12 protein-coding genes and 1 pseudogene are annotated in these 15228 nt (G+C 43.1%); 2 read left to right on the top strand and 11 right to left on the bottom strand.

From position 1 onward, the window contains the following. Positions 1–54: 54 nt before the first annotated feature. The 5 genes and pseudogenes from MHH52_RS15475 to glgB form a co-directional block, all read right to left on the bottom strand. Positions 55–777 (bottom strand): amino acid ABC transporter ATP-binding protein, encoded by a 723-nt coding sequence (locus MHH52_RS15475; protein WP_340003473.1) that lies wholly within the window; start codon positions 775–777, stop codon positions 55–57. Further along, positions 764–1396: pseudogene (locus MHH52_RS15480) on the bottom strand (amino acid ABC transporter permease); the annotation flags it as partial. The pseudogene MHH52_RS15480 and the gene MHH52_RS15475, both read right to left, overlap by 14 nt. A gap of 136 nt (positions 1397–1532) precedes the next feature. Further along, on the bottom strand, positions 1533–2351 hold the full coding sequence (locus MHH52_RS15485; protein WP_340003475.1) for a transporter substrate-binding domain-containing protein: 819 nt from the start codon (positions 2349–2351) through the stop codon (positions 1533–1535). A 327-nt stretch (positions 2352–2678) separates the two neighbouring features. Next, the gene (glgA, locus tag MHH52_RS15490; RefSeq protein WP_340003476.1) at positions 2679–4103 is read right to left on the bottom strand and encodes a glycogen synthase GlgA; all 1425 of its coding nucleotides are present in this window, start codon (positions 4101–4103) and stop codon (positions 2679–2681) included. A gap of 48 nt (positions 4104–4151) precedes the next feature. Beyond that, the gene (gene glgB, locus MHH52_RS15495) at positions 4152–6089 is read right to left on the bottom strand and encodes a 1,4-alpha-glucan branching protein GlgB (protein ID WP_340003477.1); all 1938 of its coding nucleotides are present in this window, start codon (positions 6087–6089) and stop codon (positions 4152–4154) included. Between the two features lie 215 nt (positions 6090–6304). Between glgB and MHH52_RS15500 the strand changes: the two genes are divergently transcribed. After that, on the top strand, positions 6305–7528 hold the full coding sequence (locus tag MHH52_RS15500) for a glucose-1-phosphate adenylyltransferase (RefSeq protein WP_340003478.1): 1224 nt from the start codon (positions 6305–6307) through the stop codon (positions 7526–7528). Positions 7529–7612: 84 nt separating this feature from the next. Here the strand turns inward: MHH52_RS15500 and MHH52_RS15505 are convergent, their stop codons facing one another. The 6 genes from MHH52_RS15505 to MHH52_RS15530 all read right to left on the bottom strand — a co-directional run bounded on the left by MHH52_RS15505 (position 7613) and on the right by MHH52_RS15530 (position 14131). After that, entirely contained in the window at positions 7613–8686 is a 1074-nt protein-coding gene (locus MHH52_RS15505) for a GNAT family N-acetyltransferase (protein ID WP_340003479.1), read from the bottom strand. A gap of 11 nt (positions 8687–8697) precedes the next feature. After that, a complete protein-coding gene (locus tag MHH52_RS15510; protein WP_340009676.1) occupies positions 8698–10155 on the bottom strand; it encodes a HAMP domain-containing sensor histidine kinase in 1458 nt (485 codons plus the stop codon). Further along, positions 10152–10850 carry a response regulator transcription factor gene (locus MHH52_RS15515; protein WP_340003480.1) on the bottom strand — a complete coding sequence of 233 codons (699 nt, stop codon included), beginning with the start codon at positions 10848–10850 and terminating at the stop codon, positions 10152–10154. Before MHH52_RS15515 ends, MHH52_RS15510 begins: the two co-directional genes overlap by 4 nt. Beyond that, entirely contained in the window at positions 10843–12120 is a 1278-nt protein-coding gene (locus MHH52_RS15520; protein WP_340003482.1) for a hypothetical protein, read from the bottom strand. The genes MHH52_RS15515 and MHH52_RS15520 overlap by 8 nt, the downstream gene beginning before the upstream one ends. Before the next feature lie 40 nt (positions 12121–12160). Further along, a complete protein-coding gene (locus MHH52_RS15525) occupies positions 12161–12886 on the bottom strand; it encodes an ATP-binding cassette domain-containing protein (RefSeq protein WP_340003484.1) in 726 nt (241 codons plus the stop codon). A gap of 90 nt (positions 12887–12976) precedes the next feature. Then, positions 12977–14131 (bottom strand): MFS transporter, encoded by a 1155-nt coding sequence (locus MHH52_RS15530; RefSeq protein ID WP_340009678.1) that lies wholly within the window; start codon positions 14129–14131, stop codon positions 12977–12979. Positions 14132–14293: 162 nt separating this feature from the next. Here MHH52_RS15530 and MHH52_RS15535 point away from each other — a divergent pair, with 162 nt between their 5' ends. After that, on the top strand, positions 14294–15211 hold the full coding sequence (locus MHH52_RS15535) for a helix-turn-helix domain-containing protein (RefSeq protein WP_340003485.1): 918 nt from the start codon (positions 14294–14296) through the stop codon (positions 15209–15211). Positions 15212–15228: the final 17 nt, after the last annotated feature.

Raw genomic sequence — 15228 nt, forward strand, 5'->3', positions numbered from 1 at the left:
AAAAATAAAGCGGCCCTCGGATAACTTGTCAGAGGGCCGCTACAACTTAACTTTTTATAACACTTTACTTAAAAAATCCTGAGTACGTACATGCTGAGGATTCCCGAATACTTGTGCAGGTGTACCCTGCTCTACAATCACGCCGCCATCCATGAATAGAATACGGTCGCCGACTTCACGGGCAAAGCCCATCTCATGGGTAACAATGACCATCGTCATCCCGTCTTCGGCTAGCTTCTTCATAACCTCAAGCACCTCACCAACCATCTCTGGATCAAGTGCAGAGGTCGGCTCGTCAAAGAGCATCACATGGGGCTGCATCGCTAGTGCACGAGCAATCGCAATCCGCTGCTTCTGTCCACCAGACAGTTGAGCTGGATAAGCATCCTTCTTATCTTCAAGTCCTACAGTCCTGAGTAACTCCATTGCGAATTTATCGGCTTCAGCCTGTTGTTTTTTTCTTACTTTAATCGGTGCTAGTGTAATGTTCTGAAGAACTGTTTTGTGAGGGAAAAGGTTAAACTGCTGAAATACCATCCCCATCTTCTCACGCGTTACATTGATATCGTGCTTCTTGGAGGTGATAGATTCACCTTCAAAAGTGATTTCGCCACCTGTTGGTTGCTCCAGTAGATTCAAACAGCGCAGAAAGGTACTTTTACCCGATCCACTTGGACCGATCACAACAACGACCTCTCCCTTATGAATCTCTAAGTCGATACCTTTGAGAATTTCCAGCTTCCCATAGTTCTTTCGTAAGTTCTTAACGGCGATCATCGGTATTCAGCCTCCTTTCCAGTCTGCCTAGGATCTTCGATAGCGTAAATGTCAGAACAAAGTACATAAATGCGATAATTACCAGTGGTGTCATACCATCGTATGAAATCGTTGTAACTGTACGTGCTTGAAACATCAAATCCGTTACTCCGATAAAAGAAATAATCGATGATTCCTTGATAATGGTGATGAATTCATTTCCGATTGCCGGAAGAACACTCTTGAGTGCCTGAGGGAGTATGATATGGCGCATAGTCATCCCTTGTTTCATTCCAAGCGAACGGGCTGCCTCCATTTGTCCACGATCGACACCCTGTATCCCGGCACGAAAAATCTCTGCAAGGTAAGCAGAACTGTTAATGGATAAAGTTATTGCCCCCGACTGAATCGGTGTAAACTCAATCCCGAACGTAGCCAATCCATAATGGATCAGATACAGTTGTACAAGCATAGGTGTGCCACGAAGGAACTCTACCCAGGCTGTTGCCAAGAAGCGAAGCACACCCCATTTGGACATACGCAGCAAGGAAACAATAATCCCTAGAATAAAACCAAAGAAAACACCCAGAACGGCAAGCAGCAAGGTATACTGCAAACCGGTCAGGAAAAAATCACGATAATCATAAGCCATTTTAAATAAAGTAATGTCCATAACCTATCCTCCCATCTCCAAAAAAATAGAAAATAGCAACGTTCCGCTATTTTCTGTATACAATACAATTTATTTTAGCAGAAAATAAAAATAATCTGTACCTTTACTTCGTGCTATCTGCAAGTTTACTAGCTGCCGCCACGTACTCATCAATTTTACCTTCTGAGTTTAAACGTGTCAGTGTACTGTTTACTTGATCCAGAAGCTCTTTGTTGCCTTTTTTAATACCAATAGTATAACCATCATCTTCAACTTCTGGCTTAGCATCTGTAATTACAAGACCTGGTACATTCTTAACGAATGATTTAGCCACAGGTCCTTCAATAATAGCAGTATCTACACGATTGGATTGCAATTGTAGAACGATTTCGGAGATTTTACCAAGCGAAATGATCTTTGCTCCCTCAATCCCTTTTGCAATATCCTCTTGAATCGAACCTGACTGTACACCTATTTTGGTACCTTTCACAGCGTCCATAGTGGCGTATTTATCTTTATCAGCTTCGCGCACAACAATGGCTTGCTCAGCTTTGTAATAAATGTCTGAGAGATCAACTGCTTTTTTACGTTCTTCAGTCGGGCTAAGTCCAGAAATAACAATATCTACTCTCCCGCTGGACAATTCGTTTAGCAGTGAATCGAATGGCAAGTCCTTAATTACAAGTTCAGCACCCATATCAGCAGCAATTTCCTTAGCAATGTCGATATCGAAACCTACGATAGTATCTTTACCATCCACCACTTTATGGAATTCGTACGGAGGAAAATCTGCACTTGTTCCCATAGTTAGCTTCTTAGTAGCCCCACCGTTAGTTGCATTTCCACTTGCAGCGGTATCATTATCATTTTTATTTTGACCGCAGCCTGACAACAGACCTACCGCTAATATCATCCCTAAACCAAGTTTACCCCATTTGTTCATTTCTATATCTCCCCCTATTCTTATGAAAAAATCTAAGTAGTCCCTTTGACCGATTTATTATAAATCAAAACGCATGAATATGCAAAGGCATAATTGTGACAATAACTTCCTTTTAATGGGTTTCAAAGTGAAATGCTCATTATTCAGAAACAAATTAAACAACATTTATTCACATTTGATATATTTTTATACATTTTTACTATTCCCCATCTTAACCAAATCATGCGGCGAATTGACCCTAGTTTCCATAAAAAAAGGAGTACCCTAAAAGTATGAGTCATACTTCAGGTACACTCCTTATTAACCTAGTACAGAATCAGATGACCCTTATTCTGTAATTTCGTTATAAATATCAATGTACTGCTGAGCGGATACATTCCAGCTGTAGTCGCCAGCGAACGCGTTTTTCGTAATCTTTTTCCAGTGTTCAGGCTGCTTGTATAATGAGATCGCTCTGCGAAGCGTAAACATCATATCGTGGGCATTGTAGTTATTGAAAGTAAAGCCGTTTCCTTTACCGGATTCTTCATTATAAGCTTCAACAGTATCATTCAGGCCACCGGTTTCCCGCACAACCGGTATGCTACCGTATCGTAAAGCGAGAAGTTGACTGATCCCACACGGTTCAAACTTAGAAGGCATGAGAAAGATATCGCTGGCGGCATATATTTTGCGTGAGAGTGCATCATTAAAGAGTATTTGTGAAGATAACTTTGTTGGATAACGCCACGCCGCTTCTCTGAACCATCGCTCATAGGTTTCATCCCCTGTTCCAAGCAGAACAAATTGAATGTCATCAGTATATAGAAGCTCATCCAACACGCGAGTAAGCAGATCTAAGCCCTTGGAATCCACAAGACGAGTAACCATGGCCACCATTGGAATATTAGCGTCCACAGGTAATCCTAATTCCTCTTGCAAGGCTAACTTGTTCTCAGTCTTCTTCGACAAATTGGAACGATAACGGGTAGCAAGACTTGGATCTGTCGCAGGATTATAACTTTTCGTATCAATTCCATTCACAATACCGCTTAAAATGTCCGCTCGTGCATTCAACAAACCATCGAGCCCGTAACCATAATAAGGTGTCCGAATTTCTTCCGAGTAGGTTGGACTAACGGTGGTGACACGATCACTGTAAACAATGCCACCTTTTAAGAAGTTCACATTACCGTAATACTCCACGCCTCCAAAATAACTGCTATCCAGACCCAATAGCTCCTCAAGTACTTCATAAGGAAACACTCCCTGATATAACAGGTTATGTATGGTGAATACACTTCGCATTTCGCTGTAAAATGGATTGTGTCGATAATGCCCCTGTAACAGCATCGGAATTACGGCCGCATGCCAATCATGGCAATGCAGTACATCGGGCTGGAAATCAATAGCTGGCAGACACTCCAGCACTGCACGATTATAGAATGCGAAGCGTTCTCCATCGTCCATGTATCCGTAGATTCCATCCCGTCCAAAATAATACTCATTGTCGATAAAGTAAACAGGGATACCGTCATAAATAATTCGTTCAATCCCGCAGTATTGATTGCGCCAGCCAATCGGCACGTACACTTCCGTTAAATGCTCCATTTTCGAAGTGAACTTTTCTGGAATTCCACGATACTTAGGTAAAATCACTCGAACATCCACCCCAGCACCCTTCAGCGCTTTAGGTAATGCCCCAATGACATCGGCCAGACCACCCGTTTTGACAAAAGGATGAGCTTCAGCTGCGGCAAATAAAACTTTCATGATTATTTCCCCCTTTAAAGTGTACGGATTCTCTATACGTACTTTGATCTATAACTCATTTACCTCTTTACTTTTACCCAATCTTGCCGTTTTCTTAAACACCAGGAAGCTAAGAGGCGGTAATGTTAGCTCTATGCTGTTCACCTGATTGTGCCATTCCAGCTTATTGCTCTTCTGAGGCACATTGTGCAGACCTGAACCTCCATACTCTACAGTTTCCGAGCTAAAGACTTCTTCATAAGTCCCTGGGCGCGGAACTCCAATACGATAATGTTGATGTTCAACGGGTTGGAAATTGATGATAAATAGCAATGTATCTCCAGGCTTCTTACCTCTACGCATATATGAAATAACGCTTTGTTCATTGTCATCCGCATCAATCCATTGATAACCCTCTTGGGAATGATCAAGCTCCCACAGTGCTTTCTCCGAGCGATACAGTTTATTAAGTGCAGCAGTGTAGGCGAGCATGCCGCGATGGCTGTCATAATCCAGCAGTAGCCAATCCAGCTGTTCCTGATCCTTCCACTCGATAAATTGGCCGAATTCCCCGCCCATAAACAGAAGCTTTTTACCGGGATGCGATATTTGATAACCAAGCAGTTGCCTAAGTCCTGCGAACTTTTGTTCATAAGAACCAGGCATTTTGTCCAATAACGACTTCTTGCCATGTACAACCTCATCATGTGATAACGGCAATGCATAATTTTCGGCATAAGCATAACATATTGGGAATGTTAGTAAATTATGATGATTAGGTCGCCCCCAGAAATCATGTTCTATGTAGCCTAAAGTGTCATTCATCCATCCCATATTCCATTTGTAATTAAAGCCGAGGCCACCTTCATGAACTGGCGCTGTAACTCCCGGCCAAGCACTAGATTCTTCCGCCATCATCAATGCCTTTGGAAAATAATGAAATATTGCTTTATTCAGATTCTGTATAAATTTGATGGCCTCTAAATTCTCCAAACCACCGTTCACATTACGCCGATATTGATGAGCCTGTTTTTCAAAATCGAGACGAAGCATACTCGTAACTGCATCAACACGCATTCCATCAATATGATAATACTCAAACCAAAAGAGTGCGTTAGAAATGAGGAATGAAGAAATTTCAGGCTTGCTGAAATCAAACGAAAGTGTTCCCCAGCCTGGTTTTTCCGCTAACATCGGATCTGCATATTCATATAGTGGCGAACCATCAAACATCCTTAAACCGTGTGCATCTTTTGCAAAGTGGGCCGGAACCCAATCCAGAATCACACCTATTCCAGCTTGATGCAGATGATCGATTAAATACATCAACTCATGGGGCTCACCATATCGACTCGTCGCCGCGAAATACCCAGTTCCTTGATAGCCCCAAGATAAATCGTATGGATGCTCAGCTAGCGGCATAAACTCAACATGGGTGTAGCCCATTTCCATCAGATAAGGAATTAATAAATCACTCATATCCTGATAGCTGTAAAATTCCCCATCTTCTTTTTGACGCCAAGTTCCAAAATGCATTTCATAAATGTTCATCGGTTGATGATATGGAACTTTACTCTTTCTCCGCCATGCAGCATCTCCCCAACGATAACCACTGAGATCCGTAACCACGGATGCAGTCGCCGGGCGAACCTCAGCTTTGAAGGCAAATGGATCAGCTTTTAGGAAGCTGGAGCCATCACTGGCAACAATCCTGTATTTGTAAAAAGTTCCCGGTTCTTTTCCCGGAAAAAAACGACTCCAAAATCCTGAATCGGGTATCTTATATAACGAGTCCACGTCCAGCATTCCAACCCAGCCATTATGATCACCAGCTAGTCCTACATATGTCGCATGAGGAGCCCACACGGTAAAGCGCACGCCCGTAACGCCTTCTTCAGCGGCAATGTGCGCACCCAGCATAGAATAGCTGCGATAATTGGTGCCCTCATGGAACAAATAAATATCAGCAACTGACGGAAGGGTATCGATTTTTGCTATTTCAGCCAATTCTACACCACCTTTTTTGAATGCTTGTACCTATTACATTAACCGAATATTACCATTTTGAAAATGATTTGATGTGAAAAGAAAAGATTTTCTGATAAAGAAATATTAATTGTAATTTTTCTTTTTACACAGCAATATACTTCACCTATGTCGTTTCAAGTGCTTGTCGTAAGTTTATGTTACAAGCATTGACAAAATAATGGGAGGGATAACATATGAATAACAAAAAAGATTGTATCGCCATGCTCTTGGCAGGAGGGGAAGGCCGTAGATTGGCTCCCTTGACTTCCAGTATGGCTAAGCCTGCAGTCCCTTTCGGTGGACAGTATAAAATTATTGACTTCCCGCTTAGTAATTGTGTAAACTCCAAAATTGATACAGTAGGTGTCCTGACTCAGTATGAAGCTGAATCCTTGCATGATCACATCGGTGAAGGTGAACCTTGGGGCTTACATAGTCAAAAGGACAAAGGTGTCACACTCCTTCCTTCCGGTGTTGAAGGCAGAGATAGCTATACAGGAACTGCTGATGCGATTTATAAGAACATTGAGTATATCGATAGCCGCAATCCAGAACATGTACTCATTCTATCCGGTGATCATATTTACCATATGGATTACCGTAAAATGCTGGATTATCATGTAGGGAAAGCTGCAAAAGCTACAATCTCAGTAATGGAGGTGCCATGGGATGAAGCCAGTCGTTTTGGAGTGATGAACGTAAATGATGAACTAAAAATCTCTGAGTTTGCGGAAAAACCAAAAGTACCTAAAAGTAATTTGGCTTCAATGGGTATTTACCTGTTTAAGTGGGCTTATCTGAAGGAGCACTTGTTGCGGGATGCAGCTAATCCGAATTCCAGCCATGACTTTGGTAAAGACGTTATACCAACGATGCTTGATCAGAATGATGAGTTATTCGCTTACCGCTTCAAAGGGTACTGGAGAGATGTAGGTACTGTGGGTAGTCTTTGGGAAGCGCATATGGATCTTCTGCAAAAAAACAATGGCATGAAGCTCGACAAAGCTCATTGGCCGATGTATAGCCGGAGTCGCCGGACAAAGCTTGCTGTTCATAAACCACGTGTTCAGATCCCGTCAACGGACTCTCTCGTTAATGAATTCTGCACGCAAGAAGGCAGCTTGCAACGTTCTGTAATTTTCAATGGTGTGGAAATTGGCAAGATGAGCTTGATCAAGCAAAGCGTTATTATGCCTGGTGTTCGAATTGGACGTGGAGTAGAGATCGAAAATGCCATTATTGGCGAAGGTGCAATCATTAAGGATGGGGCTGTCATCAAGGGAAGCATAAATAATATTGTAGTCGTTGGGCCTAACGAGACCGTAGCAGCTAAGCCAGCGGTTCGAAACCAACCTTCCCGTCTGTTTCAGGACGTTTATGAGAAGACAGGACGACTACGGGAAGTTCTCCCTTCATAAAAACCATTATATATATAATTACTTTATATAAAAAGGGGCTGTTGTCCTGGTCGATCATGACCAGAGCAACAGCCCCTTCGGTTGTTAGAAGTTAAATCTTATGAAATTTTGGAGTGCTGACCATTCTTTATCTAAAATGCTCAATTCCACACAATCTACATATTGATCCCCAAACAACGCCGCTTCGCGTTGAACACCTTCCCGCTTAAAGCCCACACCTTCATAGGATTTCAGGGTAACGGTGTTGAAAGCGAAAGCACCAAGGGAAAGACGATGCATACCCAAGCTCTCAAATCCGATCCGGAGCATTTCATTCATCATCCTTGTTCCAAAACCTCTACCCTGATAATCAGGATCTACTACTACTCTGCCAATACGTGCAGATCGATTCGACCGGTCTATGGTTGAAAAGCTGATGTGACCCACGACCTGATGAGTAGCTTCGAGCACCGCACAGAAGATAAGGCGATCGGAATTCACTGGATGATTAGCACCGCTTAAATACTTAGTAAGCTGGTCATCATCAAGAGGAAAAGTAAATGAAGGTCCAGCCCACTGCTTCAGATACTCAGGTGAGATACTCCATCGTTTCAAGTGTTCAAAGTCCGATTCGGAAATAAATCTAAGAATCAGACGATCGGGATCAGGTTGCTCCTCATAATGCTCATACAGGTTCACTAAACGACCATTTCCCATATCGTTAGTGCCTATATAATGAAAACCCATGCTTTGATAATAACGATTGAGTTTAATGTTGTGAGCGACGGTATCAAATCTGAGTCCTCTGCAGCCAAGTTCTTTGGCTCGCACCACAGCATATTTAAGCATATGCTGACCAAGTCCCTGACTGCGGTGTGAACCCGCCACAGCCAATCTATGCAAATAAGCATAAGACTCATCATTTTTGCTTCCCCAGTATTGAGGATCACTGAATTGTAACGTGAACATTCCAACTACAGCATCATCATCAAGCGCAAGATAAACATGCCTGTCGGTGAAATAGCCTGTGATATCATTCTCATTAAATTGGCCCGAGGTCCATTGCTTAATCCCATTTAACTCCATCCAATTTGCTGCTTCCTGCAGCAACCTCAAGATATCACCTGTCCGATCGGGTTCTCCGCGAACAATCTTAATTGAGTTCCCCAAGACTTCCACTTCCATACCTCCTAGACATCTGATTCAGGCAAGGTAGCTTGATTGTGTGCTACTTGATCTGAACTGACCTCAGGCAGCTTCTCAGTAAGTGGCAACACTACGGTAACTTCAGTTCCGCTTCCAAGCTCACTTTCCATTTCGAGCTTCCCGTTATGAAGTTCCACGATTTGTTGGGAGATGGCTAGTCCTAAACCCGTTCCTCCGTTCAACGCATCCACTTGAAAGAAACGGTCTTTAACTCTGGAGATATGTGCATCACTAATACCTATTCCACTATCACGCACCATGATAGCAGTCTCTGTAGCTGACAGTCTCTTCGCAGACAATTCTATACTGGAATCCTCATGGGAGAATTTCACCGCATTGTCTACCAGATTCAAGAACACTTGCTTTAGACGATTGGCATCTCCTTTTACAAAGATTCCATCTTCACATTCTAGGAGCAAGTGGATTCGTTTCTTCTCTGCCTTGGCCCAAATATTAAGTATCGTCTCCTGAAGTAACACTTTCACATCAACAATCCCAATGGACAGTTTCATTTGGTTCTGCTGCAGCTTTGAAAAGTCGAGAATCTCCTCCACTAGACCAATCAAACGTTCACTTTCTTTGGAAATGATGCTAACTCCAAGCTTCGTCTCCTCCGGATCATAGCCACCAGAGACCAAGGTTTCACTCCACCCCTTGATACTTGTAAGGGGTGTCCGCAGCTCATGTGAAATGGACGAGATGAAATCATCCTTAATCTGATTGCTGCGCACAATTTCCTGAGCCATATAATTCAGCGTAGAAGCTAGCTCACCAATCTCAAACTTGTAGTTTCCCTTAATTCGCACATTAAATCTGCCCTTAGCCATCTGGGCTGAAACCGCCGTAATGTTATTGAGCGGCTTTACGATTGAATTGGCAAGTCCGAAGCTGAACACGATAACAACAGCCATGACAGCTGCACCTATACCAATTGACAGTAATGTAAGATTAAGCAAATCATTGTTAATACCTTCTAGTGAAGTAAGATATCTTAGAATATACGTATCACGTCCGTGAACCTGCAGCATCTTTGACACAGCCATAACACTCTCGTTAGTACCACTCTGGCGCCCTACCCAGCGGCCAATACTGCCCCCTACCGCTTCAGGGACATCACTAGTTGTAATGGTACGGTCTGGCTGAAAGCCAGTCGAACTGGTGATCATATCCCCATTCAGGGTCAATACTTCTAGCTCGGTTTTATCCAGCGCAAATCTCTCCAGTAGCACTTGCAGCTGGTTCGAGTTGTTATCGCCATCTAGCTCGTATTTATGAAAAAACGACTCTGCCGTGGTAATGTGATTTTGTATCTTGCTATATACACTGTCATAATAATACGTTCTGATGGCAAGCAGGAAGATAACTTCTACGAGGAGAAGCGCCAAAAAAACTACAAGAATGTAGTGTAGAACAATTTGTCTGCGCATCCCCTTCTTAATCATTGTACTTGGCCTTTCCATCTATATCCGTGTCCCCATACCGTTTGCAAAAATTCTGGCTCTGACGGATTATTCTCTATCTTTTGACGCAGACGACGAATATTCACATCCACGATCTTGGGATCACCCATATACTCCTTGCCCCACACATGATCCAGCAGAAGATCGCGGCTGAGCGGCGTATTTTCTTTTTCGAGAAAGTATTGGATCAATGAAAACTCCGTTGGTGTCAGTTCAATGGCTTCATTATCACGTTTAAAATGTTTGGAAATAAGGTCCAAAGTAAATGGTCCTGAAACGAAAGAAACCTTCGCTGACTGTTCACGATGAACGTTCACTCGGCGCAGCAACGATTGAATTCGAGCAATCAGTTCTGTCGGGCTGAATGGCTTGCTAACATGGTCATCCGCTCCTACAGATAAGGCATACACTTTATCTTGCTCTTGAACCTTGGCTGTCAGAAAAATAATACCCAAACGTTCATTGGTTTCTCTGACCCGTCTACATACTTCAAATCCATCAATACCCGGAACCATTACATCCAATAGAGCGATATCAATATCAGGGATCGTGGTTAACTTGTGAAGAGCTTCATGCCCATCCGCAGCCTCTATCACTTCGAACCCATTACGCTTCAAGTTAATGACAATAAAACTACGAATGGACTCCTCATCTTCCAAAATCAGTACTTTACTCATCTATTCCCTTCCTTTCTATAGGGGGAGCAATTTTATTGCTTCCTTCCTTTTGTGTACTTTGTTCTAACTTACCGCGGTAGGCGATGACCTTGTCTGCATCACGTGCAAGCAGATCCCAACCGTCATTCTTCACACGGTCCCATTCAGAAGGAGAAAAGAAGGAAACCTCAGCAACCGTCTCACCGGTATCTGACATGATGAACTTAAGGTTCTCGTCCAGAACCGATTTCGTATCAACCGTCACCTTCCCATGCCATTCCGGAGAAAAATTAATATTGAATCGATCCGATGGATCATGATATAGCTGGGTTGCGAAGGTCAGACCGTCTTTCCCATCCCATTTATAATAGGAGGTAAAGTATGGAATTTCAGCGGGGTCGAAATACTCCCATCCTTTAGGCGCCTCAAGCAATCCAATTTCAATAATGCCATCATGATCAATATCTTCGCTTGCAATCCGACGATCTTTATAAGTCCGCGCATCACCTGGTAATACCACACGCAGCTTGTTATTCTCCATAACGACAATAGAGGTATAGGCAGATTGGGAATCCACTGCAGCATCCAATACGATTCCTTCTTTATCCTTTGAGATTTTTCCTGCAACAATATTGTAATAATTATTAAAATAAGGGTCGATATTATCAAGCTTATCGAGTACCTTAAAGCCATCATTGTACTGATAGATCGAAATGGTTGCAAATTCATTTCTTTTAAAATAAACAACGGTGATGTCTTCAATTCCATCCCCATTAAGATCATCAATCATATATTTTGTATAAGGATGTGAAAGTACTTCTTCTAATGATCCAGTGGAATAGCTATAGACGACAAGACCCTTTTCTTCACCTTGTGAATAGCCGGTAACAATTTCAAGCTTCCCATCACCCGTCATATCCTTCAAATCAACCGACTCTAGTACAGATCCGTCGCCATCGAATACAAGCTTCTTGACCCAAGTGTCGCCCTGTTTCTCCAGTATCATCCCGTGAATTATTACGGCTTCTCCTGGCGTCTTATAGAACACTAGCGTCTCCATAACTCCATCCTTGTTGAGATCCTCGGTAAAGATAGTACTATCATCGTCATTGGTCGGACGAATCAACGTGGAACCTGCTGGCATAAGTGAATTAATAGCAGCCATAAGTGTTGCTTTATCAGCAGACAATTGTGGGGATTTCATCTTAGAAACAGGATCACTGATGAAAGTACAACCCGACAGTACGGATAACGTCAGCGTTGCGGCAACAAGGCACCTAAGACTTCTCATATTCAACTTCATCACTCTTTCCCTTATCCGTGTCCTATATTTAAAGATTTGCACGTTCTTGGATCGTTAATCTACGCCCCTTTATATCATGCTTAATTCTGCCATCTTCTAGTACCCAAAGACGTGTAGCAAAACGTTCCGCTAATTCAATAGGTAGTACCGATATAACGGTAAGACCGGTCTCTTTACATAACTTCCGCAATGTTTCCAAGACGCTCTCCGCGGATTTGGGATCTAATCCCGTAACCGGTTCATCCGCTAAAATCACTTTAGCACCGTGAGTCAACGCTCTAGCAATCGCTACACGCTGCCTTTCTCCACCACTAAGTTGGCTTGTCTTCATCTTCGCCTTATCAAGGAGGCCAAGGGCATCTAATTCATCCATTGCACCCATATAATCATCTGAACGTACCATCCCTGTGACCATCCGCCATAACGGCGTTTGTGCGGACTGGCCGACCAGTACATTTTTCAATGCAGTACGGTTAGGGTTGAGCTCTGCATTCTGCTCCAGGTAAGCCCACTCGCGGCGGATTTTTCTTTTACCTGTAAAGGCACTCGCCATTATATCTGTACCGTCCACTCTAAAATTCCCTCTATCCCACTTTTCACGCAACGCTAAACAACGCAGCAAAGTGGTCTTACCGCTGCCGCTAGCTCCAAGTATTGCTACGAACTCACCCGGTTCTAATTGAAACCCTATATCCTGAAGAACTGGATTTTTGTCTTCCCCAACTGCCTTGGCTAAGTGTTCAACTGTGATCATAGTTCAGCCTCTCCCTGTCTTTATCTATAATCTATAGTGTACTCTGAAAGCCAGATGAATTTCCATGCGAGCACTCGTTCTTATCTTACCTCAAATTTTTTGTCGTGGCGAGAAAAATAACCCAAGCAATCCGAACATGATATATAATGCACCCATTAAGCCGAAAATCCCCCCGCCCCAGCCGACTTGCATGAGCAAACCGCCGATACCTGGACCTATTATACTGCCAATACTAAAATGGAAGGAAGCAACCACATTTGCAGCAGGCAGTAGATGGCGTGGTAAAATATCCGCAGCTAGACTAAGCCCTAACGAGAAAAAGGAGCCAACAAGTCCACCTGCAATCATCAACAGCACCATAGTTAATTTGAAATGGTCACCCGCTAGTGGCAGCAATGTGAAGGCAATTCCGCCTCCAATCCCAGTTAGAATCAATACCTTCTTACGACCAAATCGGTCGCTCCATAAACCCAGTGGAAATTGTAACAACAGTCCTCCAATGCCCGCAAAAGGCAATAAGGCCGCAATTTGATCCGTACTGTATCCGATCCGGAGACCATACACTGGAAAGTTACTGTTTAAGCTTGCTTCCATGAAACCATATAAGAGTGCAGGGATTAAAGCGAACCATGCTAGACTGTAGCAACGGCCAAAACGGCGAACCTGACTTTCTCCACTCTCTACTTTATCTGGACGGGAATCCGGAAGCATAGTAACTGCAAGTATTAGGACCAATAAAAAAAGAAATGCTAGAACAATAAAAGGTATTGCCTGACCAAAGCGCAGCAGACTGATTCCCAGCGGCCCCAAGCTAAAGCCCAGACCATAGGACATCCCGTATAGGGAAAGATTTCGCCCGCGATGCTCGGCAGGTGTCATTAGCAGTACCCATAGCTGGGCGGCATAATTGATAGATGCATCACCCACACCTACAAGTAGACGCAATACAAACCATATTTTGATTCCAGGAAAAAAAGGGAATAGGAGCAAGCTTACTAAAACTAGGCTTATCCCGCCAGCAATCAATTTTTTGAATCCAATCGCTCCTAGAACTCTTTCAGCAATCAAGGTCATTCCGAATGATCCTATGTATAGAGCAGCTGCATTTAGTCCATTAAGTGAAGAGGAAACTCCTTTTTGCTCCAATAGAATGGATAATACGGGAAGGAGCATCCCTTGGCTGAGTCCAGCCGCTATAGTAGCGGTAATAAGAATCATGAAATTCATTTTGCTGTTACTTCGAATAGATAATTTTGGCCGGTCTGACACAGATGATATCCCCCTATGATTAATAACGCTAATTTGATCTAACGCCAATTGGCAAACACCGAACATTATAGTGGACAACCCTCTTCAAAACAAGAGATAATATGAAGATGTTACGGATTTCCTGGGGGTGCATGAGACATGGAGTACGAATTAAAGATTGACGTATCGCCGGTTTATGAACTGCTGGACAGTTTTATGTTATATGTAACTAGAAAATGGATCTCCAATTTGGACATTGGTCCCCACTGGATAAGTGATGTGGAAGATCGCATTTCTCCTCATAAGGTAACAGCTTTAATGCAAGCCGCCGAGTGGCCTTTTACGGATTATGATGTGCTTTATGCCTGGGTTTACATTCGAGGACCCGCAACTTCAGTGCAGCATTTCTTAGATGATCTGGATTCAGCTTCCATAGAAGAATGTTATCAGCAAATCGCTCCGCTCATTCAGGAGTTTACGATTGAAGATGCTTTTCGGATCCGGAACAGCTATAGTCCACTCTTGCGTCTCTGGTACGAGCAATACTTCCGCCATGTGGAGCACAAAATATTACCGCTATTAATTGAAGATGCTTCTGAGAAAAAAATGCTCGAAAGCAAAATGGACCCCATATCTTTAATTGAATATGCATCTGGCGGTGTAGTTTTCGAGGAGATCACGGATCTAAAAACGATTGTATTACTACCAACTGTTCATAATCGTCCGATTAACACCTACTGCTTCTACAAAACCATGGTGATCGTACAGTATCCTGTAGATGTACCTTTAGAAGACGAAAATGAACCACCTATGGTGCTTTTGCGCATGACCAAGGCACTTTCCGACCCCACCAGACTTCGATTGCTTCGCTATGTCGCACATGAACCCAAGTCGCTGTGGGAGATGCAATCTGATCTTAATCAATCCAGAGAAATGCTGATGCATCACCTTATGATTCTACGAGTAGCCGGCCTACTCCGCATCCATCTCAGAGGTGAACAAGACGAACGTTTCAGTATTCGTCCAGATGGCGCCTCAGAGCTTCAAATGTTCCTAGAGTCTTATATTTACCTATAGAACACTATACAGATACA

The sequence above is a fragment of the Paenibacillus sp. FSL K6-0276 genome (assembly GCF_037977235.1).
Taxonomy (GTDB): Bacteria; Bacillota; Bacilli; order Paenibacillales; family Paenibacillaceae; genus Paenibacillus_AQ.